At 62.8% G+C, this 25,910-nt stretch carries 22 protein-coding genes; 9 read left to right on the top strand and 13 right to left on the bottom strand.

Features of this window, described 5'->3' with window-relative positions; translation table 11 throughout:
* Positions 1 to 28: 28 nt before the first annotated feature.
* Positions 29 to 466 carry a hypothetical protein gene (locus tag RPE78_RS08740; protein ID WP_406720318.1) on the bottom strand — a complete coding sequence of 146 codons (438 nt, stop codon included), beginning with the start codon at positions 464 to 466 and terminating at the stop codon, positions 29 to 31.
* Between the two features lie 177 nt (positions 467 to 643).
* Here RPE78_RS08740 and RPE78_RS08735 point away from each other — a divergent pair, with 177 nt between their 5' ends.
* Positions 644 to 979: a carboxymuconolactone decarboxylase family protein gene (locus RPE78_RS08735; RefSeq protein ID WP_339109116.1), complete on the top strand. Its 336-nt coding sequence runs from the start codon at positions 644 to 646 to the stop codon at positions 977 to 979.
* Positions 980 to 1,076: 97 nt separating this feature from the next.
* Complete coding sequence (locus tag RPE78_RS08730; protein WP_406720317.1) at positions 1,077 to 1,901, top strand: GH25 family lysozyme; 825 nt, start codon at positions 1,077 to 1,079, stop codon at positions 1,899 to 1,901.
* Between the two features lie 33 nt (positions 1,902 to 1,934).
* On the opposite strand, the gene RPE78_RS08725 is transcribed toward RPE78_RS08730, so the two are convergent.
* Positions 1,935 to 4,439 (bottom strand): FAD-dependent oxidoreductase, encoded by a 2,505-nt coding sequence (locus tag RPE78_RS08725; protein WP_406720316.1) that lies wholly within the window; start codon positions 4,437 to 4,439, stop codon positions 1,935 to 1,937.
* A 230-nt stretch (positions 4,440 to 4,669) separates the two neighbouring features.
* Between RPE78_RS08725 and RPE78_RS08720 the strand changes: the two genes are divergently transcribed.
* Together RPE78_RS08720 and RPE78_RS08715 are read left to right on the top strand one after the other, a co-directional pair.
* Positions 4,670 to 5,419, top strand: a complete 750-nt coding sequence (locus RPE78_RS08720; RefSeq protein WP_406720315.1) for a hypothetical protein — start codon at positions 4,670 to 4,672, stop codon at positions 5,417 to 5,419.
* A gap of 153 nt (positions 5,420 to 5,572) precedes the next feature.
* Positions 5,573 to 6,625 carry a PRC-barrel domain-containing protein gene (locus RPE78_RS08715; protein ID WP_406720314.1) on the top strand — a complete coding sequence of 351 codons (1,053 nt, stop codon included), beginning with the start codon at positions 5,573 to 5,575 and terminating at the stop codon, positions 6,623 to 6,625.
* Between the two features lie 102 nt (positions 6,626 to 6,727).
* Here RPE78_RS08715 and RPE78_RS08710 read toward each other — a convergent pair whose 3' ends face one another.
* On the bottom strand, positions 6,728 to 8,188 hold the full coding sequence (locus RPE78_RS08710; protein ID WP_406720313.1) for a glycosyltransferase family 39 protein: 1,461 nt from the start codon (positions 8,186 to 8,188) through the stop codon (positions 6,728 to 6,730).
* Between the two features lie 6 nt (positions 8,189 to 8,194).
* Entirely contained in the window at positions 8,195 to 9,181 is a 987-nt protein-coding gene (locus tag RPE78_RS08705; protein ID WP_406720312.1) for a 2-hydroxyacid dehydrogenase, read from the bottom strand.
* A gap of 311 nt (positions 9,182 to 9,492) precedes the next feature.
* Here RPE78_RS08705 and RPE78_RS08700 point away from each other — a divergent pair, with 311 nt between their 5' ends.
* A complete protein-coding gene (locus tag RPE78_RS08700; RefSeq protein ID WP_339109475.1) occupies positions 9,493 to 9,960 on the top strand; it encodes an SH3 domain-containing protein in 468 nt (155 codons plus the stop codon).
* Positions 9,961 to 10,038: 78 nt separating this feature from the next.
* Complete coding sequence (locus tag RPE78_RS08695; protein WP_339109109.1) at positions 10,039 to 10,929, top strand: cation diffusion facilitator family transporter; 891 nt, start codon at positions 10,039 to 10,041, stop codon at positions 10,927 to 10,929.
* Between the two features lie 44 nt (positions 10,930 to 10,973).
* Here the strand turns inward: RPE78_RS08695 and RPE78_RS08690 are convergent, their stop codons facing one another.
* The 5 genes from RPE78_RS08690 to RPE78_RS08670 form a co-directional block, all read right to left on the bottom strand.
* Positions 10,974 to 12,992: a M3 family metallopeptidase gene (locus tag RPE78_RS08690; RefSeq protein ID WP_406720311.1), complete on the bottom strand. Its 2,019-nt coding sequence runs from the start codon at positions 12,990 to 12,992 to the stop codon at positions 10,974 to 10,976.
* Between the two features lie 57 nt (positions 12,993 to 13,049).
* On the bottom strand, positions 13,050 to 13,820 hold the full coding sequence (locus RPE78_RS08685) for a HesA/MoeB/ThiF family protein (protein WP_406720310.1): 771 nt from the start codon (positions 13,818 to 13,820) through the stop codon (positions 13,050 to 13,052).
* The gene (dut, locus tag RPE78_RS08680; RefSeq protein WP_339109106.1) at positions 13,821 to 14,273 is read right to left on the bottom strand and encodes a dUTP diphosphatase; all 453 of its coding nucleotides are present in this window, start codon (positions 14,271 to 14,273) and stop codon (positions 13,821 to 13,823) included. It lies immediately after the preceding gene.
* Entirely contained in the window at positions 14,270 to 15,475 is a 1,206-nt protein-coding gene (coaBC, locus tag RPE78_RS08675) for a bifunctional phosphopantothenoylcysteine decarboxylase/phosphopantothenate--cysteine ligase CoaBC (RefSeq protein ID WP_406720309.1), read from the bottom strand. The genes dut and coaBC overlap by 4 nt, the downstream gene beginning before the upstream one ends.
* A gap of 184 nt (positions 15,476 to 15,659) precedes the next feature.
* Positions 15,660 to 16,538, bottom strand: a complete 879-nt coding sequence (locus RPE78_RS08670; protein ID WP_406721641.1) for an RNA polymerase factor sigma-32 — start codon at positions 16,536 to 16,538, stop codon at positions 15,660 to 15,662.
* Positions 16,539 to 16,852: 314 nt separating this feature from the next.
* On the opposite strand from RPE78_RS08670, the gene RPE78_RS08665 reads away from it, so the two are divergent.
* Positions 16,853 to 18,382, top strand: coding sequence for a YifB family Mg chelatase-like AAA ATPase (locus RPE78_RS08665; protein WP_406720308.1), 1,530 nt, complete (start codon positions 16,853 to 16,855; stop codon positions 18,380 to 18,382).
* Here RPE78_RS08665 and RPE78_RS08660 read toward each other — a convergent pair.
* The 4 genes from RPE78_RS08660 to rsmI form a co-directional block, all read right to left on the bottom strand.
* Entirely contained in the window at positions 18,333 to 19,256 is a 924-nt protein-coding gene (locus tag RPE78_RS08660; protein WP_339109103.1) for an alpha/beta hydrolase, read from the bottom strand. The genes RPE78_RS08665 and RPE78_RS08660 overlap by 50 nt on opposite strands.
* Positions 19,257 to 19,291: 35 nt before the next feature.
* Positions 19,292 to 20,236, bottom strand: coding sequence for a glutathione synthase (gshB, locus tag RPE78_RS08655; RefSeq protein ID WP_339109102.1), 945 nt, complete (start codon positions 20,234 to 20,236; stop codon positions 19,292 to 19,294).
* Positions 20,237 to 20,393: 157 nt separating this feature from the next.
* Positions 20,394 to 20,831, bottom strand: a complete 438-nt coding sequence (locus tag RPE78_RS08650; RefSeq protein ID WP_406720307.1) for a YraN family protein — start codon at positions 20,829 to 20,831, stop codon at positions 20,394 to 20,396.
* Positions 20,828 to 21,727 carry a 16S rRNA (cytidine(1402)-2'-O)-methyltransferase gene (gene rsmI / locus RPE78_RS08645; RefSeq protein ID WP_339109100.1) on the bottom strand — a complete coding sequence of 300 codons (900 nt, stop codon included), beginning with the start codon at positions 21,725 to 21,727 and terminating at the stop codon, positions 20,828 to 20,830. Before rsmI ends, RPE78_RS08650 begins: the two co-directional genes overlap by 4 nt.
* A gap of 89 nt (positions 21,728 to 21,816) precedes the next feature.
* Between rsmI and RPE78_RS08640 the strand changes: the two genes are divergently transcribed.
* Positions 21,817 to 22,998, top strand: coding sequence for a penicillin-binding protein activator (locus RPE78_RS08640; RefSeq protein ID WP_339109099.1), 1,182 nt, complete (start codon positions 21,817 to 21,819; stop codon positions 22,996 to 22,998).
* A 125-nt stretch (positions 22,999 to 23,123) separates the two neighbouring features.
* Entirely contained in the window at positions 23,124 to 25,904 is a 2,781-nt protein-coding gene (locus RPE78_RS08635; protein WP_406721640.1) for a [protein-PII] uridylyltransferase, read from the top strand.
* The last annotated feature ends 6 nt before the right edge of the window (positions 25,905 to 25,910 follow it).

The raw sequence follows: 25,910 nt of genomic DNA, 5'->3' as shown, positions 1-25,910 counted from the left end.
GGCACTCCGGTGCCGCCTTTTTTATGACCTACTGCCTGTTCAACGCTTCACGATGTCCGGCCAAGGAGGGCGCGAAAACGGCCTTGGTACACGCTGCGACCTCTTCCCCGAGCCCCTGCCCGAGCGTCGCGAAATCTGCCGTCTCCGCCTCGGCCAGACGCGCCTTCCACGGGTTGGCCACGTGGTCGAAATAGGGGCGCATTTCGGTGTCGGAATGGTCCTGCGCCAATTCGGCCAGCAACAGATACCGCCCGTTATCAACCCGCGCCAATTCGCGCGCGGGGCTGCCGTAAAATCCGCTGATCACCCCCGGAAGGCGCATGGCCTCGGTCTGTTCAAGCCATGCCCCATAGGCCGACAGCGCCTCCAGACAGGTGGCGATCTGCTGGGCGCGCGGCTCTGCCCGCGACGGCCCGCCCAAGGCAAGCCCCGCCATCAGCATCAAGGCGCCATATCGTAAAAACATCTCTCCCTCCCGTCGTTTCGTGCCTCTCTCCCTGCCCGTCAGCATGCGCCGAAATGATGGACAAAAAATTGATAAACTCGGGTTTGTTTCCAAAATCAAAAAAGTGGGTTTGATCTGCATCAATGCGGCCCGTTGAACTTCGGCCTCATATTCACACCATTAAATATGAGGACCATTATGAGCTATTCAGACAAGATCTCCTCCATGCGCGGCGAGTTGCGGACAATGGCGCAGGCCATTCCGGACACAATGAAGGGGTTCCGCACCCTATCGGAGAATGTCGAGACAGGCGGCGTGCTTGATAAAAAGCAAAAAGAGATGCTCGCCTTGGGAATGGCGCTGGTACAAAGATGCGAGCCCTGCATCCTGTTCCATGTGGAAGCGTTCCGCAAAGCCGGTGGCACGCGCGAGGAACTGGGCGACGTGCTGGGCATGGCCATCCAGATGAGCGGCGGCCCGGGGGTCATGTATGCGGGCCACGCGCTGGCCGCATGGGACGAACTCGCAGGATAACGCGCATTCCGGATATATCATTGTCATTCCCCTTCACGGGGGGATGACATTTCCACAAAAATACGAGATTTTGGCCCCATCCCTTATGGAGATGGTCATGACCTCGATCCGAAAGCTGGTGGCCACGCTTGGCCTCGCTCTTTCTCTTGCAAGCTGTGGCAGCGGCCCGATGGTGGGCAAACTTGTCAACCCGAGCCCGCTCAACCCCGCCGATTACACAGCGCCCGGCATTCCGTTACAATTCGGCGACCGTTCCCCCCATCCGTGGGACGATCTCGCGCCTGCCAGCTATTCGGTCCACGGGATTGATGCGGCGCGCTATCAGGGGCTGGTCGACTGGCGGCGTGCCCGCAGCTCGGGCATCCGGTTCGCATGGCTCAAGGCCACCGAGGGCGGCGATTATATCGATCCGGGTTACGGGCTGAACGCCAAATCCGCCCGCTCGGCAGGCGTGGCCGTCGGGGCCTATCACTTCTATTATTTCTGCCGCACCCCGCAAGAGCAGGCGCGCTGGTATATCAACCGCGTCAAACGGGTTTCGGGCGATCTGCCCCCCGTTCTGGATATCGAGTGGAACCATCAGTCGAAGACCTGCCGCCGCTTCCCCAATCCCGAAACCGTGCGTGCCGAAATGCGCACGTTCCTCGATATCGTGACCGCCCATTACGGCACCCGTCCGGTGATCTATACCACGGTCGATTTCTGGCATGACAATGATCTGGAGCGGCTGGGCAATTATGATTTCTGGCTGCGCTCGGTCGCCGATCACCCGCGTGACCGCTATCCGGGCGTGCGCTGGACCTTCTGGCAATATACCGGCACCGGCATTGTGCCGGGCATCGGCGGCACGGTGGACCTGAACGCATTCGCAGGGTCTCCCACCGGCTGGGCCAACTGGTACACCGCCCGCCAGCAACCCTGATGTGAAAGGCCGCCCCGAGGGGCGGCCTTTTCCTTAGCCATTCATGCGGATACGCACGTTTTCAGGGTCATGCGGGCTGTCGACGGTGACTTCCGCCGGATAGTCCTGCCCCAAGATACGCACACTTAGCTTGGTGCCCGGCTCGGCCAGATCGGGGCGCACATAGCCCATGCCGATCTGCTTGCCGAAGGCCACCGAATAGCCGCCCGAGGTCAGACGCCCGACTTTCTCGCCATCCAGCTTGATCGCCTCACGGCCCCATGTATCGGCATCCTCCGGCCCGTCGATCAGCAGGGTGACACACATCGCGCGGATCCCCTTGTCCAGCATCGCCTGCTTGCCGGTGAAGTCTTTCTCCAGATCGACAAAGCGGTTGAGACCGGCTTCCAGCGGAGTGGCATCGCGGCCCAGCTCGTTGCCGAAGGCGCGGTAGGATTTCTCCTGACGCAGCCAGTTCTGGGCCCGAGCACCGACCAGCTTCATGCCGTGCTTGGCACCTGCTTCGTTGAGCGCCTTCCACAGGTAACGCGAGAATTCGATGGGGAAGTGCAATTCCCACCCCAATTCGCCGGTATAGGCCACGCGGACCGCACGCACAGGGCACATGCCCAGCTCGATGTTGCGCATCGACAGCCACGGGAAGCGCTTGTTCGACAGCACGGTTTCAGGCTCGGCATCCACGACAAGCTCGTTGAGGATCGCACGGGCATTGGGTCCTGCCAGCGCGAAGACACCCCATTGCGTGGTGATGTCGTGGATGTCGAGGTAATCACCGCCCGCTGCGCGGAAATCCTCGGCCGATTTCTTGAGGTAGTCGACGTCGTAATCCGTCCATGCACCGGCGGAGATCAGGTAATATTCCTCCTCGGCCAGACGCACGATGGTATATTCGGTGCGGGTCGTGCCTGCGGGGGTCAGCGCATAGGTCAGGTTGATGCGGCCCACTTTCGGCAGCTTGTTGCAGGTGAACATATCAAGGAAGGCCGTCGCACCGGGGCCACGCACCAGATGTTTGGTGAAGGCGGAGGCGTCGATCAGACCAGCCGTATTGCGGATCGCCTCGGCTTCTTCCTTGGCATATTGCCACCATGCCCCACGGCGGAAAGACCGCGACTCATGGTCGAAATTCGAGGGCGCATCTTTCGGACCGTAGTAGTTGGGACGTTCCCAACCGTTGACCTGACCCATCTGCGCGCCCTCAGCGATCTGGGCGTCATAATTCGGCGTGGTGCGCAGCGGACGGGCGGCTTCACGCTCTTCATCGGGGTGGTGCAGGATGAAGACGTGCTCGTAGCATTCCTCGTTCTTCTTCACCGCCCATTCATTCGTCATCCACTGGCCATAACGTTTGGGATCCAGCGAGGCCATGTCGATCTCGGCCTCCCCTTCCACCATCATCTGCGCCAGATAATAGCCGGTGCCACCTGCGGCAGTGATGCCGAAGGAGAAGCCCTCGGCCAGCCACATATTGCGCAGACCCGGCGCCGGACCCACCAGCGGGTTGCCATCGGGGGTATAGCAGATCGGGCCGTTGAAATCGTCTTTCAGGCCAGCGGTCTCGGTGGTCGGGATCCGGTGGATCATCGACATATATTCTTCCTCGATCCGCTCCAGATCCAGCGGGAAGAGATCGGCACGGAAGGTATCGGGCACGCCATGGCGGAAGCAGGCCGGAGCGCCACGCTCATAGGGGCCAAGGATCCAGCCGCCGCGTTCTTCACGCACATACCACTTGCTGTCGGAATCGCGCAGCACGGGGTGCTCGGGGTTGCCTGCCTCGCGGTAGGCCAGCAGCGCCGGATCGGGCTCGGTCACGATGAACTGGTGTTCCACCGGAATCGCGGGGATCTTGATACCCAACAGCTGCGCGGTACGCTGCGCGTGGTTGCCGGTTGCGGTGACAACATGCTCGGCATGGATATCGACCATCTCGCCCGAGCCCACAAGGTTGCCGCCCTTATCGACCATCTTCTCAAGCGTCACGATCCATTCCGAACCGGTCCACTTATAGGCATTGACCTGCAGCTTGCGCACGATCTCGACGCCGCGCTGGCGCGCGCCCTTGGCCATGGCCTGGGTCACATCGGCGGGGTTGATATAGCCGTCCTGCGGGTGGAAGAGCGCGCCGATCAGGTCGTCGGTATTCAGCAGCGGCCAGCGGTCCTTCATCTCCTTGGGGGTCAGGAACTCGTGGTAGACATCGGCCGTTTCAGCGATCGAGCTATAGAGCAGATATTCGTCCATCCGCTCTTGGGTCTGAGCCATACGCAAGTTGCCGCAGATCGAGAAGCCCGCGTTCAGACCGGTCTCGGCCTCAAGCGTCTTGTAGAAATCCACCGAGTATTTGTGGATATGGGTCGTCGCATAGCCCATGTTGAACAGCGGCAAGAGGCCCGCCGCGTGCCAGGTAGAGCCTGCGGTCAGCTCGTCGCGCTCGACAAGCATCACATCCTTCCAGCCCGCCTTGGCAAGGTGGTAGGCGATCGAACAGCCGACGGCGCCGCCACCGACGACCAAAGCTTTGACATGGGTTTTCATGGGGGCATCTCCTGTTGGCCTTTCACCCATTTCTGGCAGAAGCCCAAATCTTCGGAGCGCCGCGCCCGACCTTTGGCGGCAAAAAACGACACGGCGCCCTGTCGCGGGCGGCGATATATGGCACGGATCGCGTTTACCAATGGTTCATGAATCTGTCGCGCGGAAGGTAGGGAGAGGTTATATCAAACTTATCACAATTCGTTAGTAGCCTCTTAACCATTGAGCCCCCCATGTCCCTGTCGAGCTATCTCTCCGGACTGCTGAGTTATTTCTTCAAGCTCTGGCTCAGCCAGCAGAACAGCCCCTCCGCGCAGCAAGCGGGCACAGCCCAACCAAGCGGCGCGGTTTCCGCATCGTCTCAGGCGGCAGCGACACAGGGCATGACCAGCGCGGGCACGATGGCGCCGCAAAGCGCCGCACCGACGGAAACGACCCAGATCGGGCTTGTCGTCGAATCCGCCCTGCGCGGCGAGACCGCCATCCCGCCGCAAGACAGCGCGACATATCCCAAAAGCGCCCCTGCCCTGCCCACGCCCCCCTCTGCCACCGCCCAGCCGCAGCCCCCCGGTGCGGACATCCTGCCCGCGACGGGGCTCGGCCTTGGCCTGAGCCGCAGCATCGCGGAGAATGCCGTTACCGTGCCGCTGGATGCCGACCTTCAGGATCAGGCCAGCGCGGTCTTTGCCCAGATGGGCTATGGCACCGGAAACGAAAGCCGCGCCCGTGCCTACGCGCAGGCCCGCATTGTGGCCACACGACAGGAAAACCTTATCGAGCGGCTGCGCCAGACCGCCGAAAGCTTCCTGCCTGCCGCACAAAGCCACACCGCGTCCAACCGCCTCAGCCAGACGCAGGCCGCCAAGCTTTACGAAGCGCTCAGCCCGATCTTTGCCGATGCGTTCTCGTCAATGGCGCGCGGCGGGACGCAAGTCTTCGATGCGCAGGGGTTGGTGTCCAGCCAGTTGCGCATGCAGCTTTAGAACCCCATCGGCGGGTTCCCTCTCAAGCCCCCAATATCACTGAATTTTTTGTGACCCATCCCGATGGACCCGAAAAGGGGAGGTCGGGGTTTCCCTCTTCACACAGCGAGGCGAACCTGTTCCGGCCTCCGAGAATGAAGAGGGAGAAGACATATGAAAAAGCTTCTTGCAACCACCGCAATCACCGTTATGGCCGCCCTGCCGGTCATGGCACAATCCAACGCGACCGCAGGCACCGATATGGCCCCCAAGGCCAGTGCGGGCAAGGCCAGTGCGGGGGCCAGCGCCGAGACTGCGGGTAAAACATTCTTTGCCTCGGTGCCGGATGCCGTCATGGCGTCGGATTTCATCGGTAAGCGTGTCTACGCGACAGCCGAAAAGACCACCGATATCACCGCACAGAGCGATATGGATGACATTGGCGAAGTCAGCGATGTCGTGATCGGCATGCGGGGCGATGTCGAGGCTGTGCTGATTGATGTGGGCGGCTTCCTCGGTATTGGCGAGAAAACTGTGGCGGTCAATCTGGATGCCCTGCAGATTGTGCCCAATGGCGATAATGCCGACGAATACCGTCTGGTCATGCAAGGCGACAAGGGCGCGCTTGAGACGGCTCCGGCCTATGATCCCGCGATGGACAGGATGGACCATGCCGCCGCCACGACCGGCAGCAGCATGAAAGCTGCGGGCAATGATGTCGCGGATGCCGCACATTCGGCCGCCGGTTGGACAAAGGATAAGGCCGCCGCTGCCGGTGCCGCCGTTTCGGGCGCAGCAAGCGAGGCGGCCGACTGGACCAAGGATAAGACCGCTCAGGCCGGCTCTGCGATGGAAAAGGCCGGCGATGACATGTCGCAGGCCGCCGATCATACCAAAGCGGATATGAAATCCGCAGCGGATACGCCGGCCAATCCCGATGGCACCCCGATCACCGACTGGACGCAGATAACGGCGCAGGATCTGAACGGGCAGCCGGTTTACGGCCCCAATGACGAAACCATCGGCAAGGTCAGCGATGTGGTGACCGATGCGGGTCAGGGCGTGACCAAAGTCATCGTCAATGTCGGCGGCTTCCTCGGTCTGGGCGCGAAATCCGTTGCGCTGACGCCGGACCAGATGGAAGTCACCAAGGGTGAGAAAGGCCTGTCGATCCACGTGGCCGCCACGCAGGACGAGCTGGAGCAGATGCCCGAATATACCGGCTGACCCCACCCGCCTCTCACGACAAAACGAAGGCCCGGAGACAGCTCCGGGCCTTTCCCATATGCGCCCTGAGGGCGCGCATCTTGGGCCGGACCGGCTTGGGCCTCAGGGCTGCGTGACAGCAGGCGCATAGTCCCAGACGGACAACCGCACCGGCGCACCATCCGCCTTCTGTGCCCAGCGGGCCACAGAGGGCAGCACGAAACGTTGTTGCGATACCAGTCGCGCCTGACAGGCCACACCATCGGCGGGAAGTGCGGCACGGCTTGGCACCGTATCCCCAAGATCACGTTCGACCGTCACCAGACGCAGCGGATGGTGCGGGCAGGTCTGCAGGGCATCATCGCGCACCCGTTGATCGCGCAGACCGACCATCCCCAGCAGCCAGCTATCTCCCGTGATCACTTCCGCCTGCGCGCGATCGGCCATCGCGCCGACCCGCGCGGCCAGCTCGGGGGCATCGGCATTCAGCCGCGACGGCATCAGGCCGCGCGTCACGCCCAGACCGGCCAGCACCACCAGACCAAGCGCCAGCGCAGTCCAGCCCATTGCCCGCCCCGCCACCTCGGGCGCCCTGCGATAGGCCCAAAGCGCGACCGCTATCGTGAAGCAGATCGACAGGGGCAGAAGCCAGCGCGGGCTGAGACGGGTGATCCCGATCCCCAGCGCCGCCCCCAGAATAAGCAGCGCCGCCAGACCACACAGGCCAAACAGCGCCTGAATGACCATATCCAGTCGGGCGTTCTGCAGCCCCTTTGGCCTGCGGCGCAGGAAAATGGCCATCGCAGCCCAGAACAGCAGGCACAGGATCACCGCACCCAGCTCGCCCCCCAACACCGCCAGAACCGCAGACTCGTCGCCACGATAGAACTTGCCACCCGAGGCCGTCGCAGCGGCCGGATGGCTGACCATCCACCAAAGCGGCAGCCCCTCGATACAGGCGGCGATGCCTGCCGCCAGTACCAGCCGCCCGATACGCAAAGGCCGGAACCCCGCCCGCGCGGGCCGCAAAACCAACAGCACCAGAATGGCAGGTACGATCATCAGATAGATATTGGCCTTTGAAAGACAGGCCAGCCCGAAGACCACGCCCAGCACGCCGTAATCGCGCCAGCGCCCACGATCGAGCACGGCGGCATAGGCCCAGATAAGCGCGGTGGTTGCAGCGATCACCGCAACCGAATGTGTCAGGCTGCGTTGCGCCTCCCACATCAGATCGGGCAGAAGCGCAAGTGACAGCCCCGCCACGGCGCCTGCCGCCCGATCACCGGTCAGCCGCCGGAGCCCCGCCACCGCCAGACAGGCCGCCAGTGCCAGCAAGGCGAATTTGGCTGCCGCAATCGAGGCGACCGACAGGCCGAACAGGTCGAAGACAAGGCTCTGATACCAGTTATAGACCGGAAACTGCGGCCCGTAGCCAAGCGCCAGATCCTGCGCGCGCAGCACCATCTCGGCCTCGTCCAGTTCCAGCCCCGGCCCGCAAAAGAGCCGCACCAGAAAACCAAGTGTAAAATACAGAACGAGCGCGAGATAAACTGCGCGCTCGTTTTGAAGAAATCGGGTCATGAAGGCTCACAGCATTGAGGGCAGAACCTGATCCGGCGGGCGGTGCCCGTCGGCAAAGGTCTTGATGTTGATCAACACCTTTTCCCCCATCTCGACGCGGCCTTCAATCGTCGAAGACCCCATATGCGGCAGAAGCACGACATTGGGCAGCTCACGCAGGCGTGGGTTGATCTCGGAGCGCCCTTCGAAGACATCAAGACCGGCACCGGCAATCTCGCCCGCGCGCAACATCCGCGTCAGGGCGTTTTCGTCGATCACCTCGCCGCGCGAGGTATTCACCACCACCGCCGAGGGCTTCAACAGCTTGAGACGGCGCGCATTCAGCAGATGGAAGGTCGAAGGCGTATGCGGACAGTTGACCGAGATCACATCGACGCGGCTGACCATCTGGTCGAGGCTTTCCCAATAGGTCGCCTCCAGCGCCCCCTCGATCTCGGGACGCAGACGGCGGCGGTTGTGATAATGGATCTGCATGCCGAAGGCACGCGCCCGCCGCGCCACCGCCTGCCCGATCCGGCCCATGCCCAGAATGCCCAGACGCTTGCCGCCGATTCGACCGCCCAGATAGGCGGTGGGCGACCAGCCCTCCCAGCGGCCCGACTGCATCACCGCAAGACCTTCGGGGATCCGCCGCGTGACCGCCAGAATCAGCGCCATCGTCATATCCGCCGTATCGTCGGTCACCACACCGGGCGTATTGGACACCAGAATACCGCGCTGACGGGCGGTGGCGACATCGATATGATCCACCCCTGCCCCGAAATTCGCGATCAGTTTCAAGGTGTCGCCCGCCTGCGCCAGCATATTGGCGTCGATCTTGTCGGTCAGGGTCGGCACCAGAACATCGGCACGCTTCATCGCGGCCACAAGTTCGTCGCGCGTCATCGGCGCATCCGTATCGCGCAGCTCGACATCAAACAGTTCTTTCATCCGGGTCTCGACAACCTCGGGCAACCGTCGCGTGACAACAACACTCAGTCGTTGGATCGGCATGGTCTGCTCTCCCCCTCTTCCAACTCTCCGTCCTTACAGGCAAACTGCGCCTCAAGGGTCAAAGATACAAGACCCGCCGAGGCAGAAAATGGCAAAAACAGCTATATCATCGCAATTATGTTGCGCGATGATCTCATTAACCTATGGGTAGCAAGCACATGATTACGAAACGGGCAACCTTGCGCGCGATCTTCCTGACGATCCTTTCGGCCAGCTTCCTGACCTTCGTCTACGGGCATTATTCCCATGCGCAGGAATCACCGGAGGAAAGCGCGCTTTTGTCCGAGGAGGATAACGGCCCTACCCCCGAGATGGATCTGGCGCCTGAAGGGGCCGATGCGGGCAAGACCAAACTCGGTTCAGCCACCAACCTGCCCATTCCGCGCTATGTCTCGCTGAAGACCTCGACCGGCAATGTGCGCCGAGGCCCCTCCCTGTCGCACCGGATCGACTGGGTCTTCAAACATCGGGGCATGCCGCTGAAGATCACCGCCGAATACGGCAACTGGCGGCGGATCGAAGACCGTGACGGCGCGGGGGGCTGGGTCCATTATGCGCTGATCTCGGGGGTCCGCACCGTGGTCATCCAAGAGGATATGGCGCTTTTGCATGCGAAGCCCGATGACAATGCCGCCATCACCGCGCGCGCGGAATCCGGTGCCATCCTGCATCTGGGCAAATGCACCCATGACTGGTGCGAGATCCGTGCGGAAGGCGCGGAAGGCTGGGTGCGCAAAACCGAAATCTGGGGCGTCGATCCCGACGAAATTCGCGACTAGCGCCTTTACCGGTCTGTCAGGTTGGGCTAGGTCTGCCGCGCAGGGAGATAGCTGATCGGCCAAAAGAGGGCCTGCCCCATGTATGATTCTGAAAGCGTGAAACTTAACAGCTCTGCGGGGCTGGCCTCGGTGGCCGTGGCGATGGTGCTGGTGGGGCTGAAGGCATGGGCGCTATGGCAGACAGGGGCAGTGTCTATCGGGGCCTCTCTGGCCGATAGCGCGATGGACCTGCTGATCTCGGTTCTGGGCCTGATCACCATCCTCTACGCCGCCAAACCCGCCGATCATGACCATGCCTTCGGCCACGGCTCTGCCGAAGATCTCGTCTCGTTGGGGCAGGCGCTTTTTGTGGCGGCCTCTTCCGGCATCATCATCTGGACAGCCGTCGAACGCTTGCTGATGCCCGCGGCCAGCTACAAGCTGGAGGCCGAGGGCACCGGCATCGCCATCATGATCTTCTCGGTCCTTCTCACGCTTGTTCTGGTCTGGTGGCAGGGGCGTGTGGCCAAGAGCACCGGCAATAAGGTCGTTGCAGCAGACCGGCTGCATTATGTGGGCGATATGATCCCCGCCCTTGGGGCGGTCTTCGCGCTCTGGGCGTCAAAATCGCTTGGCTGGCACAAGGTCGATGCGGTGGTGGCGCTGCTGGCGGCGCTGGTGATGCTCAAAGGCGCGTGGACCATTGGCACCGGCGGCTGGAACGCCCTGATGGACGGGGCTGTTGCCCCCGAGATCGTCAAGAACATCCGCCATATCGCCAGCACCCATCCGGGCGTGCGCGCGTTCCACGACCTGAAAACGCGCACTGCGGGGGCCACGATGTTCGTGCAGCTGCATGTCGAACTGGATGGGGAGCAGACGCTAGAGGACGCGCATGAGATTGCGGCCCGCCTCAAGCACAAGATCATCGACACCTATCCCAATGCGGATGTCATCATCCATAAGGATGTCTGGCGCTCTGGTAAATAGGGGCAGGCCCGCAAGCCCGCCCACCTATATGGCGCCCCTTGGGGTCAGACCTTATCCAGCAGACCACGGCCCTTCAGCAGAGCCTCGACCCCCGGCATCCGGCCACGGAAACCCTTGTAGAGCGTCTCGGCCTCTTGCGAGCCCCCTTTCGACAGGATCCAGTCTTCCAGCTTTTCGGCCATCGCCGGATCGAAGGGGCCGCCGGCTTCCTCGAAGGCCTCGAAGGCATCGGCATCCATGACCTCGGACCACATATAGCTGTAATAGCCCGCGCTATAGCCATCGCCCGAGAAGACATGCCCGAAATGCGGCGCCGCATGGCGCATACGGATCGCATGGGGCATGCCGATGTCTGCCAGAACCTCCGCCTGACGGGCCAGCGCATCTTTGGGGGCAGCCCCCTCGTGGAAGTCCAGATCGACCAGCGCCGAGGCCAGATATTCCACCGTCGAGAAGCCCTGATCATAGGTGGCCGCTGCCTTCAGCTTGTCCTGCAGCTCCTGCGGGATGGCCTCGCCCGTCTGATAGTGGCGAGCGTGTTTTTGCAGCACCTCCGGCACATCCAGCCAGTGCTCGTAAAGCTGGCTCGGCAGTTCGACGAAGTCCCGCGCGACCGAGGTGCCCGAGATGAATTCATAGGTCACATCCGACAACATCTGATGCAGCGCATGGCCGAATTCATGGAACAGGGTCCGCGCGTCATCATGGCTAAGAAGCGTGGGATCGCCCTTGGCGAAGTTGCAGACATTCATCACGATCGGGCGCGTATCCCCGCCCAGCTTCTTCTGCGAGCGCATCGCCGTGCACCAAGCGCCCGAGCGTTTGGACCCGCGTGCATGGTAATCACCCAGGAAGACCGCGATATGCTGGCCCCTGCGGGTCACCTCCCAGCCGCGCACATCCTCGTGGTAGAAAGGCCCCTCCATCGGAGTGAATTCCAGCCCGAACAAACGGTTGGCCACATCAAAGGCCGCGCCAATCATCGCATCCAGCGAGAAATAGGGCTTTAGCGCCTCTTCATCGAAGTCGAATTCCGCCACACGGCGTTTTTCGGAATAATAGCGCCAGTCCCAAGGTTCTAGCGGACCATTGGTGCCATCGCGATGCAGCATCTCGGTCAGCACCTCGGCATCGGCCTCGGCCGCTGCCTTCGCAGGCCCCCAGACGCCCATCAGAAGGTCGCGCACCTTCTCGGGGCTGCCCGCCATCTCGGTTTCCAGCTTATAGGCCGCGAAGCTGTCATAGCCCAAAAGCTTGGCGCGTTCTTCGCGCAAGGCAAGGATCTCGTCCAGCAGCGCGGTATTGTCGGTCTCATTGCCATTGGCCCCCCGCGCGGTCCACGCCTCATAGGCAATCCGGCGCAAATCCCGATTGTCGGAAAACTGCAAGAAAGGCACCACGAGCGAGCGCGACAGCGTCAGCACGGGGCCGTCTTCCTCGCGGTCCTTGCCCGCGGCCCGCGCCGCCGCCGCCAGCGAGGCCGGAAGCCCCGCCAGATCCTCTTCGGTCAAAGGATGCGACCACGCACGCTCATCCGCCAGAAGGTTCTGCGAGAACTGGGTGTAAAGCACCGCCAGACGCGATTTGATCGCGGTCATCCGCTCGGCCTCGGCCCCTGTCAGCGCGGCTCCGGCACGGATGAACATGCGGTGATAGAGCTCCAGCATCCGGTCCTGTTCGGCGCTCAGACCCAGCGTCTCCCGCGCGCGCCACAGCACGGCGATCCGCTGGTAGAGCGTTTCGTTCATGATGATTTCCGACGAAAAGGCCGACATCTTGGGCGCCAGCTCGCGCATCAGGGCCTCACGCGCAGGCGTGCTATCGGCGCCCGAGACGGTGTAGAACAGCCCCGCGACACGGTTGAGCAGCTCTTCGGCCTCTTCCAGCGCCTCGATCACATTGGCAAAGGTCGGCGGTTCGGGGTTGGCGGCAATGGCGGCGATATTGGCGCGAGCAACGGTCAGGCCGGTCTCGATGGCGGGGCCGAACTGGTCATCCTCCATCTGCGCAAAAGGTGGCAGGGAAAACGGGCCGGTCCAATCGGACAGAAGCGGATTTGTCATGCAGATCTCCTTTCCAAGGAAGCTAGGCGCTTGGTTCGGCTATGGAAAGGGGCTGCTTCAAATGCCGTGAGGTTTTCCCCCGCAGATCGCGCAATCGGGAGCGCGGGTCAGTTTGATGCGGCGATTTTCACCCCAGAGGATATCGACCATCTGCAAAGACCCGCGCAGGCTTTGGCCCGCCCCCGTGATCTCCTTGATCGCCTCGGCGGCCATATGCGCGCCCAGAACACCCGGCAAAGCGCCAATGACGCCCGCCTCGGCACAGCTGGGCGCAAGCCCTTCGGCGGGCGGTTCGGGGAAGACACAGGCAAAACACGGCGCACCACGGGCCGGATCATAAAGCGACAGCTGCCCCTCCCATTGCGTGATCGCGCCTGACAAAAGCGGCACACGGGCCGTGACACAGGCCTGATTGACCAGATAGCGGGTCGGGAAATTATCGCACCCGTCAATCACCAGCTGACAGTTTTCGAACATATCAGCCGCCATTTCCGCCGTCAGACGCGCCTCGATTGGCAGAATTTCAACATCGGGGTTTTGCGCCATAAGCCAGCGGGCCGCCACCGCCACCTTGGGCTGGCCGATATCGGCTTCGGTATAGATCACCTGCCGCTGCAGGTTCGACCGCGACACAAGGTCATCATCGACCACCGTGATCCGGCCCACTCCAGCGGCCGCCAGATACATCAGCACAGGCACGCCAAGCCCGCCTGCGCCCACCACAATCACATGCGCCTCCTTCAACCGCCGCTGGCCCGTGCCGCCCACCTCACGCAGAAGGATATGGCGCATGTAGCGTTCCAGCTCGCGGTCGGAGAAGGCCGCCATTCAGCCGATACCCGTCGAGCCAAAGCCCCCCGCACCGCGCGCGGTATCGGACAGGGTCTCGACCTCGGTCACGTCAAAGCGATGCACTTGCGCGATCACCGCCTGCGCGATCCGGTCGCCATGCGAGATACGGAACGGCACCTTGCCCAGCAGCATCAGCCCGATCTGCACCACGCCGCGATAATCCTCATCCACCGTGCCGGGGCTATTGGGGATGATGAACCCGTGCTTCAGCGCCAGACCCGAACGCGGACGGATCTGCATCTCGGTCCCTGCGGGCAGCTCCACATGGAAACCCGTCGAGATAAATTCGAACTGCCCGGGCTCGAAGGTGATCGGCCCGTCGGGCAGAAAGGCGCGCAGGTCCATACCCGCCGCACCGGCGGTTGCGTAGCTGGGCAGGGGCAGGTCCAGATTGCCCTCGGCGCGTTTGAAGCGGATTTCCATCGTCATTCCTTCGTCGTCAAAGCGGAAGCGATGCGCTGCGCCAGACGGCGGGCGACCTCTTCCTTGGCAAGGCGCGGCCAGGTCTCGGGACCCTGCGCATCAATAATCGTCACGGCGTTTTCGGAGCCGCCCATGATACCGGTTGCAGGGCTGACATCATTGGCCACGATCCAGTCGCAGCCCTTGCGCGCCCGCTTGACGGTCGCGTGCTCCATAACCTTTTCCGTCTCGGCTGCAAAGCCCACCACCAAGGCGGGCCGCCCCTCGGGCATCTGCGAGACCTGCGCCAGAATATCGGGGTTCTCACCGAATTCGAGCGCGGGTGCGCGGCCCGTGCCGTCCTTCTTCATCTTCTGCTGACCGGCATTGAGCACATGCCAATCGGCCACGGCGGCGGCACAGACCGCCGCATCGGCAGGCAGCGCCTCTTGCACGGCTGTCTGCATCTGCCGCGCGGTCTCCACCCGTACCACCTTCACACCCGCGGGCGGCGGCACCGAGGCAGGCCCCGTGACAAAGGTGATCTGCGCGCCCAGATCACGCAAAGCACAGGCCAGCGCCGTCCCTTGCGCGCCCGAGGAGCGATTGGCGATATAGCGCACCGGATCGATTGGCTCATGTGTCGGCCCCGAGGTCACCACGATATGGCGGCCCGAAAGCGGCCCCTCGGTTAGCGCGGCACGGATCGCGGCGATAATCTCGGCAGGGTCACTCATGCGCCCCTCTCCGAATTCTCCACAGGCCATCGGCCCTTCGACAGGCCCGACAAAGCGCACCCCATCGGCCTGAAGCTGCCGGATATTGCGCTGTGTCGCGGGATGGTCCCACATGCGTACATTCATCGCGGGCGCAATCAGCACGGGCTTATCGGTCGCCAGAAGCAGCGTCGAGGCCAGATCATTGGCCAGCCCCTGCGCCATCTTCGCCATCAGATCGGCGGTGGCGGGCACCACGACCAAGAGATCGGCATTGCGCGACATCTGGATATGGCCGATCTCGGCCTCGCGCGAGACGTCGAACAGATCTTGATGCGCGGGCTCTCCGGCCACCACCGACAGGGTCAACGGCGTCACGAATTCGGCGCCCGCCTTAGTGACGATCGGCGTCACCGCACAGCCCTCGGCGCGCAGGGCACGGATCATCTCGGGCACTTTGAAGGCCGCGATGCCGCCACCGATGATCAAAGCAATGCGTTTGCCGTTCAGCATGATCTTTCTCCGCAGAAAACGGCCTTCAGATCTAAGCCACCTGCCCCAGCCGTGCAAGCACCCGCAGATGCCACGCCATTCACGAACTCCCCCGCCAAAGAAAAGCCCGACGCAAGCGCCGGGCCAAGTTCAACAGGGAGAACGTAAAAGGGAGTCACTGATTACGACGGAGAAATCCGGACGGTCAGGCAAAATAGCTCTGCACCTCGGTCCCGTGCATCTCGAGACTTTTGCGCATTTTGCCAAAGGCCTGCGCTTCAAGCTGGCGAATACGCTCTTTCGACAGACCCAGCTCCTGGCCAAGGCTTTCAAGCGTGCGGGGATCCTCGATCAGACGGCGCTCGCGGATGATGTAACGCTCGCGCTCGGTCAGGCGGCCCATCGCCTCGCCCAGCCACGCCCGCAACGTGATACCGTCCTGATTGGCGGAAACGCTGCCCTCGGTATCGGCGTTTTCATCTTCCAGCGTGTCGACCCATTCGCGCCCCTCATCCTCGGAGGATTGCGTGGCGTTCAACGAGAAGTCACTGCCCGAAAGACGACCTTCCATCATCTCGACATCGGCCAGCGGCACGCCGATTTCCTCGGCCACGCGCTTGCGCAGGCTGGCTGCATCGATTTTGCCGCCCTCGGCCTCGACCTCGCGTTCGATCTGCGCCTGCACGCGGCGCATATTGAAGAACAAGGCTTTTTGCGAGGAGGTCGAGCCGGTGCGCACCATCGACCAGTTGCGCATCACGAATTCCTGGATCGAGGCCTTGATCCACCACACGGCATAGGTCGAGAACCGCACACCACGTTCGGGGTCGAATTTCTCGGCGGCTTTCATCAGACCAAGGCTGGCCTCCTGGATCAGATCGTTCATCGGGGCCCCGTAGCGGCGGAACTTGGCCGCCATCGAGATCGCCAGACGCATATAGGCATTGATCAGACGATGAAGGGCCACCTCGTCACGGCTCTCGCGCCATGCTTTCGCCAATTCCAGCTCGGTCTCCGCATCCAGAAACTCGGCCTTCATCGCGCGGCGCGGCAGGGTTTCATCGGTCATACCATCGAGTGCCATCATCTATCTCCCGATCCTGAGCGAGACTGGCGCCCGCATTCAAATCCGTTTCATGATCAGACAATGCACCGGCAGCGAAACGGTTCCGTGAAACTGGAAAAGATTTTTAACCTTTTCGGGAAAATCACGCCGATTTTCCCAAAACGACGGCAATTTTTCTTTTAACGTCAGACCTCTAGACACATTCCTGTGGGTCAAGCCTTGCCAGCAGGAAAAATCCTCTGCATCGGCGTCTTCCGGCGCGTAACGCAACCATTGCGCGAAAGTCGATTGTCTTTACACTCGGCATATCGCCATCCGCCAAGGGGCATCTTATGGTTGCAACGATTTACACCACAGCCTTCGAAGGCGTGGAGGCTCTGCCTGTCGAGATCCAATGCGCCCTTTCGCCAGGATTGCCGGGCTTTTCCATTGTCGGCCTGCCGGACAAGGCCGTCAGCGAAGCGCGTGAACGCATTCGGGCCGCGCTGGGGGCTTTGGCCATCGCGCTGCCGCTGGAACGGATCACTGTCAATCTGGCACCGGCGGATCTCCCCAAAACCGGAGCGCATTACGACCTGCCCATTGCGCTGGCGTTACTGGCGGCAATGGGGATTATCCCCAAGGAGGAGGCGGCGCAGGTGGTGGCGATTGGCGAGCTGTCTCTGGACGGGCGGCTGGTCGCGGTGCCCGGCGCATTGCCCAGTGCCATGACTGCGGCCGCCCATGACCGCGTGCTTCTATGCCCCGCCGCCTGCGCCTCGGAGGCAGCTTGGGGGGGAAAGGATCTGGTCTTTGCCGCCGCGCATCTGGATGCGATGGTGCGTCATCTGTCGGGGGCTGCGCCGCTGGTACCAGCCGTCCCTGCCAATGCGCAAACCGACGCCCCGCGCTATGATCTGACAGACGTGAAGGGGCAGGAACGCGCCCGCCGCGCGTTGGAAATCGCCGCCGCCGGTCGCCATCACCTGCTGATGGTCGGGCCACCGGGCGCGGGCAAATCCATGCTGGCGCGCTGCCTGCCCGGCATCATGCCCCCGCTGACACCGGCAGAGGCGCTCGAGACCTCGGTCATCCAGTCGGTGGCGGGGCAGTTGCCCGAGGGCGGGCTGTCGCGCGCGGCCCCCTATCGTGCGCCACATCATACGGCCTCGAAAGCGGCTCTTACGGGGGGCGGGCGCGGGGCCGCACCGGGAGAGATGAGCCTTGCGCATAACGGGGTGCTGTTTCTGGACGAACTGCCCGAATTCCAGCGCGATGTGCTGGAGACCCTGCGCCAGCCGATGGAAACCGGCGAGGTCAGCGTTGCGCGTGCCAATGCGCATCTCACCTATCCCAGCCGTTTTCTGGCGGTGGCGGCGGCCAACCCGTGCCGCTGCGGCCATCTGGGCGACCCCGCCCGCGCCTGTGCCCGTGCGCCCGATTGTGGTGCCGATTATCTGGGGAAACTGTCGGGGCCGCTGCTGGACAGGTTCGACCTGCGCATCGAGGTGCCCCCTGTGGCCTATACAGAGCTTGCCGCCCGCCCCGCCGGCGAACCAAGCGCCCGCGTTCTGGCACGCGTGACGCAGGCCCGTCAGGCACAGGCTGCGCGCTATGCCGCCTGTCCCGAGATCCGCGCCAATGCCGATGTCAGCGGCGTCTTGCTGGACACGGTGGCCCGCCCCGATGCCGAAGGGGCCGCCCTGCTGGAAAAGGCCGCGCAGCGCCTACGGCTTTCGGCGCGGGGCTATCACCGCATCCTGCGCGTGGCCCGCACGATCGCCGATCTGGAGGGCACAGAACCTATCCGCAAGGCGCATCTGTCCGAGGCCATCAGTTACCGGCTGTTGTTCGGGGGGCCGCAGACCATGCGCGGCGAATGAAGCGCGACAGGTCCTCGATCGCCTCTTCCGCCTCGGGCAGGTAGCGGGCGAACATCTGCCAGACATGCGGCGTATCGGGCCAGCTCTGCACTGTCACCTCCACCCCGAAACCGCGCAGACGGTCCGCCATGCGCAGACTGTCATCGCACAGAATTTCAGTCAGGGAGTGCTGGATCAGAACCGGCCCTGCCCCCTCGAAGCGCGAATAAAGCGGCGAGACCTGCGGATCTTCCGGATCCATCCCCGCCAGCAGACAGTCAACCAGCGTGCCAAACTGCTCTGGCGGCAGGATCGGGTCGGCCTCGGCATTGTCGCGCATGGACGCGCCCTGCCCCGTCAGATCGGTCCAGGGCGACATCACACAGGTCGCGCCGGGCGGCGTACCACGCGCACAAAGCGCCGCCAGCAGCACAAGCGCCAGCCCCCCGCCCGCACTATCTCCCACAATCGCGATACGGTCGGGGCGAAAGCCTTTGGCCAGCAACCCGTCCCATGCCGCCAGCGCATCTTCCGGTGCCGCAGGCAGGGGATGGTCGGGGGCCAGACGGTATTCGGGCAATACCACCTCGCAGCCCAGATGCCGCGAGATCTCTCCGGCCAGCCCGCGGTAATGCCATGCCGACCCCGCCAGATAGGCCCCGCCATGCAGATACAGCACGACATGATCGTAATCGGTGATCGCCCCCGCCCGCACCGACAACGCCGCCACCTGCCCCAGATCGCGGCGCAGCACCAGAAGCGCGGGCGGGATCGGCAGACGATGGGTGCCCGCCTCGAGGGCGGCGCGGGCCTCTTGCGGCCCTGTAATCTTGCGAAACCGGCGTTTGACCAAATGGCGCAGAAATAGATTGAAAAGCTGCACACGCGCGCTCATTCGCCGGCTTCCCCGTTATGGAAGGTGATGGCGCGTCAGCCCGCGCGCCGTGCTTCGATGGCCTGCCAGATCTTGGCGGCGATATTGACCCCGTCAAACCGCTCAAGCTCCTGAATGCCGGTGGGCGAGGTCACGTTGATTTCGGTCAGCCAGTCCCCGATCACATCGATCCCCACAAAAATCTGGCCCTTCTCGCGCAGATGCGGGCCGATACGCGCGCAGATCTCGCGATCCCGCTCGGTCAGCTCGACCTTTTCCGGACGCCCGCCGACATGCATGTTGGACCGCGTCTCGCCCTCGGCAGGCACACGGTTGATCGCCCCCACGGGCTCGCCATCGACCAGAATGATCCGCTTGTCACCTTTGGACACGGCGGGCAGGAATTTCTGCGCGATCAGCGGCTCGCGGTTGATGCCCGAGAACAGCTCGTGCAGCGAGGCCAGATTGCGGTCATTCGGGTCCAGACGGAACACCCCCGCGCCGCCATTCCCGTAAAGCGGCTTGAGAATGATATCGCCATGTTTGTGCTTGAATTCGCGCAGGGTCTCCAGATCGCGGGCGATCATGGTGGGGGGCGTCAGATCGGGGAAATTCAGCACCAACAGTTTTTCCGGCGAATTGCGCACCCAGAAGGGGTCGTTGACCACAAGGGTTTTCGGATGGATGCGATCCAGCAGGTGGGTGGTGGTGATATAGCCCATATCGAACGGCGGGTCCTGCCGCAGCCAGACCACATCGAATGTGGACAGATCGACATCCTGTTTCTCGCCCAAAGTGAAATGGTTGCCCTTTTCGCGCTTCACGGTCAGCGGCCAGCCCCGCGCATAAATCGCGCCTTCCCGGTAGCTTAGCTGGTCGGGCGTGTAATAGAACAGCGCGTGCCCACGGGCTTGGGCTTCCTCGGCAATGCGGAAGGTGCTGTCTGCATCGATATTGATCGGACCAATCGGATCCATCTGAATTGCAACTTTCAAGGCCATGGGCGCCCCCTTTCGTTGCTGACTTAGTGCACCGAAACCAAAAGCACATGCAATCGTGCTGTTCTCCGCATGGTCTGTTCAGTTTTCCACAGAATCTTCCTGCAAGCCCCGTTGTAACAGCGGTGCCCGCCTGTGCCCGGGGATTTATGGCCGCAAACTACAGCCAGCCATCGAAACGGAAAGCGTCGGCCACCAGCCGGATTTCGCCCGTGCCATCCACCAGCGCCAGATCAAAGCGCAGCCGCTTCTGCTGGCACTCGGGGTGGCGGGCCACATAATCCAGTGCCGCGCGCCCGATCCGGCGGGTCTGCGCCGCCCCGAGGCGTGGCGCGGCAGCCGCAAAACTGCGCGCCCGCTTCACCTCGACAAAGACAAGACAGGCCCCGTCCGACGCGCCACCGCAGCCCCCGCCCTCCGGCAGCGGACCTTCCAGAACCAGATCGATCTCGCCATAGGCGCCCCGCCAGCGTGTCTCACGGCAGACAAAGCCCTGCGCCGCATAGTGCCGCGCCACCTGGGCCTCGGCCACCGCACCGGCAAGATGCGCCCGAAGCCCGCGCGCCTTGCGACGTGCCGCTTCGGGGTCCTCGCTCATAGATCCTCAAGCCCCAGCGCGATCTGATAGACCTCGCGGCGCTTCAGCCCCAGAAGCTGCGCGACCTCGGCAGAGGCATCCTTGACGCTCATATGCGGCAGAAGCTTGCGCAGCGCGGTCTCGATATCTTCAGGGGCGGCCTCGCGCTTGCCCGCCCGATCCACCAGAATAACGATCTCGCCCTTGATCTCGCGGTCCTCAAGCTGCGCCTGCAATTCGGCCACGCTACCGCGCAGAGCCTCCTCGAACCGCTTGGTCAGTTCACGGCAGATCACCACCTGACGATCCGCACCATAGGCCGCCGCCAGATCGGCCAGAGTGTCCTTCACCCGCTTCGGGCTTTCGTAAAAGATCATCGTCGCGGCAACGTTATCCATTGTGCGGAACCAGTCCTGCTTGGCCTTGGACGCCCGCGGCGGAAAGCCCGCAAACAGGAACCGGTCCGATGGCAGCCCCGAAACGGTCAGCGCCGCCAGTGCCGCCGACGGACCGGGGGCGGTATGGACCGGCACGCCCGCATCAATCGCCGCACGCCCCAACTGATAGCCCGGATCGGCCACAAGCGGCGTGCCGGCTTCCGAGGCATAGACCACCGAGCGGCCTTCGCCCAGATGGTGCATCACCTTGGGACGCGCCTGATCGCCATTCTGGTCGTGATAGGAGATCAGAGGCCGGTGATCCAGTGCAACCCCATGAATTTCCATAAGATGTCGCAAAGAACGGGTGTCTTCGGCCACCAGCACATCGGCTGTGGCCAGCATATCGAGGGCCCGCAAAGTGATATCGCGCGCCGCCCCGATGGGGGTTGCAATGAAATGCAGCCCCGGTGCCAGCGCCCCCTGTCCGGCCTTCGCGCCCACCGTCACCGTTTTTCCGGCCTGCCAATTACCGCTCATTGCGCCCCTTCCGTCACGTTTACTTCCCCTATGGAAACGCATAGGGTCTGCCCTAATTCAATCCCTGCCGAATGATCAGAGGACCACGTATGTTCGCGATTTTACGAAAGCGCCGCAACCCATTGATCCGTCTCGCAGCCGTGATGTCTGCGTTCTGGGTCGCCGCCTGTGACCCGAACGCGATGACTGGCAGCGGATCGGGCCAACGAATCGACACCTCCAAACCGGTTCCTGTCGCCCTACTGCTTCCGGGCGGCTCGGGCAATTCCGGTGACGAGGCTCTGGCGCGCTCGCTCAAGCAGGCTGCCGATCTCGCGATCTCCGATCTCGATGGCGTGAAGATCGATCTGCGCGTCTACAATACCAGTGCCAATGCCGCTCAGGCCGCACAGGTCGCCAGCAAAGCCGTGGATGATGGCGCGAAAATCATCCTTGGTCCGGTCTTCGCACAATCGGCCAATGCCGTGGGCAATGCCGTGGCCGCGCGCGATGTGAACGTGCTGGCCTTCTCGAACAACACCTCGATCGCAGGCGGCAACGTCTTCGTGCTGGGCCCGACCTTCCAGAACACGGCCAACCGTCTGGTGCGCTATGCCGCCCGCAATGGCAAACGCAACATTCTGGTCGTGCATGAACAGAACACCGCCGGTCAGGCAGGGGCGCAGGCCATTGAAAGCGCCATCAGCAGCTCTGGCGCGAAACTGGCTGGCAATATGGCCTATCCCTTCTCGCAGCAGGGGGTGATCAACGCGGCAGGCCAGATCGCGGACCGTGCGAAAGCCGATGATGTCGATGCTGTCTTCATGACCGCCGATACCGCAGGCGCGCTGCCGCTTCTGTCGCAGCTTCTGCCCGAACGCGGCGTGAATACGCAGCAGAAGAAATTCATCGGCCTGACCCGCTGGGATGTGCCGCAAGCCACGCTGCAACTGCCGGGCCTGCAAGGCGGCTGGTTCGCCACGCCCGACCCGAACCTGAACGCCCAGTTCCGCGCGCGCTATCAGGCGGCCTTCGGCGAGGCTCCCTCGCCCATTGCAGGGCTGGCCTATGACGGGATCGCGGCGATCGGCGCGCTCGTGAAATCGGGCAACCCGAATGCGCTGTCGAAATCGGGTCTGACCCAGCGCTCGGGCTTTGTGGGTGTGAACGGCATCTTCCGTCTGCGCTCGGATGGCACCAACGAGCGTGGCCTTGCCGTGGCACAGGTCAATAACGGTCAGGTGCAGGTGATCGATCCGGCCCCGCGCAGCTTCTCGGGTGCAGGCTTCTGATCACTCTTTCCCGCGTGCCAGCCAACTGGTAACACAGGATAACGCAAAGAGGGGCGGCCACGCATCTGCGGGCCGCCCCTTGCCTGTTAAAGCCGTGGCAAAGACGGCGGATAAGGGAGTTGATGATGGACCAAAGCGCTGCTGCCGAACAAAGGCTGATCACCCCGCTGCCTGCCGAGGCCCCGCTGCTTTTGAAAAGCGACGAGCTGATCCCCGCTCTTGACCATGTGCTGGACGGCATCACCGACCCCAAAGAGATCAGCACCGCAACGGTGCGGTTCCTCAACACCGCCCGCGATGCAGCGCGGCTGTGGATCGAGGCCGATCTGGCAGGTCATCCGCGCATCGCCCGCGCCACGGTCGAGAATTACGCGCGCATGACCGATGGGATGGTGCGGGCCGTGGTGCATGTGGCCTCGGATTATCTCAACCCGCAAACCTCCAAGACCCCGGAGACCATTACCGTGCTGGGCGTGGGCGGCTATGGCCGCGCCGAGATGGCCCCCCATTCCGATGTCGACCTGCTGTTTCTGGGCGACAAGAAGCTCAGCCCGTGGACCGAGGCCGTGATCCAGAGCATGCTTTATATGCTCTGGGACCTGAAGCTGAAGGTGGGCCATGCCTCGCGCACCATCGAGGACTGCCTGCATCTGGGGCGCGAGGATTTCACCATCCGCACCGCGCTTCTGGAGCAGCGTTTCCTCTGTGGCGATGCGGCGCTGGCCGACAAGCTGGCGACCCAGCTTCGCAAGAACCTCTTTGCCAATTCCGCCCCCGAATTCGTCGAGGCAAAGCTCGACGAGCGCGCCAAGCGCCACCAGCGGCAGGGCGGGCAGCGCTATGTTCTGGAGCCCAATGTGAAAGAGGGCAAAGGCGGATTGCGCGATCTCCAGACGCTCTACTGGATCGCGAAATACGTGCATTCGGTCAATCGTGCCGCAGAGCTGGTCAAGCTCGGGGCCTTCACCGAAGAGGAATACCGCAATTTCCGCACCGCCGAGGATTATCTCTGGGCCGTGCGCTGCCACCTGCATCTGATCGCGAACCGCGCCGCCGACCAGCTGACCTTCGATATGCAGGTCGAGGTGGCGAGCCGGATGGGGTATAAAGACAGCGCCGGACGCCGTGCCGTCGAGATTTTCATGCAGGACTATTTCCGTCATGCCACCATCGTGGGCGATGTAACGCGGATCTTCCTGACCAAGCTTGAAGCGCAGCATGTCAAACACGCCCCCAAACTGACCCGAATCTTCCGCCGCCGACGTCACCTGAAGCCTCCCTTCATCGACGACAACCGCCGGATCAATGTGGTCGATGAAAGCACCTTCCTGTCGGACCCCCTCAACCTGCTGCGGGTCTTCGAAGAGGCGCTGCGCACCGGCCTGCTGATCCATCCCGACGTGATGCGGCTCGTGCAATCCAACCTGCATCTGTTCGATGACAAGCTGCGCCGGAACCGGGAGGCACGGCGGATCTTCCTTGATCTGCTGCTCAAGCATGGCAATCCGGAACGGGCCCTGCGCCGGATGAACGAGCTGAACGTGCTGGGGGCCTTCATCCCCGAATTCGAGCCCATCGTGGCGATGATGCAGTTCAACATGTATCACAGCTATACGGTCGACGAGCATACCATTCAGGTGATCTCGGCGCTCGCACAGATCGAGCGCGGCGAGCTGATCGAGGAATTGCCGCTTTCGTCGGAAATCCTGAAAGAGGGCATCAACCGCAAGGTCATGTATGTGGCGCTTCTCTTGCACGATATCGGCAAGGGCCGCCCCGAGGACCATTCCATTCTGGGGGCCAAGATCTCGCGCAGCGTCACCCCGCGTCTGGGCCTGAAGGAAAGCGAATGCGAAACGGTGGAGTGGCTGGTGCGCAACCATCTGGTCATGTCCGACATGGCCCAGAAACGCGACATTTCCGACCCGCGCACCATCAAGGAGTTCGCCAAGGTGGTGAAGACCCGCCAGCGGCTGGACCTGTTGACGGTGCTGACGGTCTGCGACATCCGTGGCGTGGGGCCGAATGTGTGGAACAACTGGAAGGCCACCTTGATCCGGCGCCTGCATGCCGAGACAGCGGAGGCGCTGGAGCATGGGCTGGAGGCGATCAACCGCGACCAGCGCGAACAGGATGCCCGCAAATCCCTGCGCGACCGGCTGGAGGCCGAAGGCTGGGAACCCAAGGTGCGCCGCGCCGAGGTGGCCCGCCATACCCCCGCCTACTGGCAGGGGCTGTCCACCCAGACGCAATATGCCTTCGCACATCTTCTCAAGGATCTGCCCGATGACGAGATCCGCATCGATGTGCAGGTCGATGCCGATCACGATGCCACCCGTGCGGCCTTCGCGCTGGTGGATCATCCGGGCATTTTTGCGCGGCTGTCGGGCGCGATCGCGCTGGTGGGGGCCAATGTGGTGGATGCCCGCACCTATACCACCAAAGACGGCTATGCGACGGCGGTGTTCTGGCTGCAGGATGCCGATGGCCACCCCTTCGAGGCCTCGCGCCTGCCGCGCCTGCGCAACATGATCGACAAGACGCTCAAGGGCGAGGTCGTGGCCCGCGATGCGCTGAAAGACCGCGACAAGGTCAAGAAACGCGAGCGCGAGTTCCGCTTCCCCACCCATATCATGTTCGACAATGACGGCTCGGAACTTTACACCATCGTCGAGGTGGATACCCGCGACCGCCCCGGCCTGCTTTATGACCTGACGCGGGCTCTGGCCTCGAGCAATATCTACATCGCCTCGGCGCAGATCGCGACCTATGGGGCGCAGGTGGTCGATACCTTCTATGTGAAGGATATGTTCGGCCATAAGCTCCATGCCGAGAGCAAGCGGCAGAAACTGGAACAACGGCTGCGCGATTACATCGAAAGCGGTGCAAAGCGGGCGAATAACTGATGAAGG

It is taken from the genome of Thioclava litoralis (assembly GCF_045278885.1).
GTDB classification, from domain to species: domain Bacteria; phylum Pseudomonadota; class Alphaproteobacteria; order Rhodobacterales; family Rhodobacteraceae; genus Thioclava; species Thioclava litoralis.
The sequence above is the reverse complement of the archived record's forward strand: the minus strand, read 5'-3'. Positions and strand labels throughout refer to the sequence as shown.

Bases quoted from the DNA above. Each gene is read 5' to 3' on its own strand.
- RPE78_RS08740 (WP_406720318.1), bottom strand. From the start codon at position 466: ATGTTTTTACGATATGGCGCCTTGATGCTGATGGCGGGGCTTGCCTTG.
- RPE78_RS08735 (WP_339109116.1), top strand. From the start codon at position 644: ATGAGCTATTCAGACAAGATCTCCTCCATGCGCGGCGAGTTGCGGACA.
- RPE78_RS08730 (WP_406720317.1), top strand. From the start codon at position 1,077: ATGACCTCGATCCGAAAGCTGGTGGCCACGCTTGGCCTCGCTCTTTCT.
- RPE78_RS08725 (WP_406720316.1), bottom strand. From the start codon at position 4,439: ATGAAAACCCATGTCAAAGCTTTGGTCGTCGGTGGCGGCGCCGTCGGC.
- RPE78_RS08720 (WP_406720315.1), top strand. From the start codon at position 4,670: ATGTCCCTGTCGAGCTATCTCTCCGGACTGCTGAGTTATTTCTTCAAG.
- RPE78_RS08715 (WP_406720314.1), top strand. From the start codon at position 5,573: ATGAAAAAGCTTCTTGCAACCACCGCAATCACCGTTATGGCCGCCCTG.
- RPE78_RS08710 (WP_406720313.1), bottom strand. From the start codon at position 8,188: ATGACCCGATTTCTTCAAAACGAGCGCGCAGTTTATCTCGCGCTCGTT.
- RPE78_RS08705 (WP_406720312.1), bottom strand. From the start codon at position 9,181: ATGCCGATCCAACGACTGAGTGTTGTTGTCACGCGACGGTTGCCCGAG.
- RPE78_RS08700 (WP_339109475.1), top strand. From the start codon at position 9,493: ATGGATCTGGCGCCTGAAGGGGCCGATGCGGGCAAGACCAAACTCGGT.
- RPE78_RS08695 (WP_339109109.1), top strand. From the start codon at position 10,039: ATGTATGATTCTGAAAGCGTGAAACTTAACAGCTCTGCGGGGCTGGCC.
- RPE78_RS08690 (WP_406720311.1), bottom strand. From the start codon at position 12,992: ATGACAAATCCGCTTCTGTCCGATTGGACCGGCCCGTTTTCCCTGCCA.
- RPE78_RS08685 (WP_406720310.1), bottom strand. From the start codon at position 13,820: ATGGCGGCCTTCTCCGACCGCGAGCTGGAACGCTACATGCGCCATATC.
- dut (WP_339109106.1), bottom strand. From the start codon at position 14,273: ATGACGATGGAAATCCGCTTCAAACGCGCCGAGGGCAATCTGGACCTG.
- coaBC (WP_406720309.1), bottom strand. From the start codon at position 15,475: ATGCTGAACGGCAAACGCATTGCTTTGATCATCGGTGGCGGCATCGCG.
- RPE78_RS08670 (WP_406721641.1), bottom strand. From the start codon at position 16,538: ATGGCACTCGATGGTATGACCGATGAAACCCTGCCGCGCCGCGCGATG.
- RPE78_RS08665 (WP_406720308.1), top strand. From the start codon at position 16,853: ATGGTTGCAACGATTTACACCACAGCCTTCGAAGGCGTGGAGGCTCTG.
- RPE78_RS08660 (WP_339109103.1), bottom strand. From the start codon at position 19,256: ATGAGCGCGCGTGTGCAGCTTTTCAATCTATTTCTGCGCCATTTGGTC.
- gshB (WP_339109102.1), bottom strand. From the start codon at position 20,236: ATGGCCTTGAAAGTTGCAATTCAGATGGATCCGATTGGTCCGATCAAT.
- RPE78_RS08650 (WP_406720307.1), bottom strand. From the start codon at position 20,831: ATGAGCGAGGACCCCGAAGCGGCACGTCGCAAGGCGCGCGGGCTTCGG.
- rsmI (WP_339109100.1), bottom strand. From the start codon at position 21,727: ATGAGCGGTAATTGGCAGGCCGGAAAAACGGTGACGGTGGGCGCGAAG.
- RPE78_RS08640 (WP_339109099.1), top strand. From the start codon at position 21,817: ATGTTCGCGATTTTACGAAAGCGCCGCAACCCATTGATCCGTCTCGCA.
- RPE78_RS08635 (WP_406721640.1), top strand. From the start codon at position 23,124: ATGGACCAAAGCGCTGCTGCCGAACAAAGGCTGATCACCCCGCTGCCT.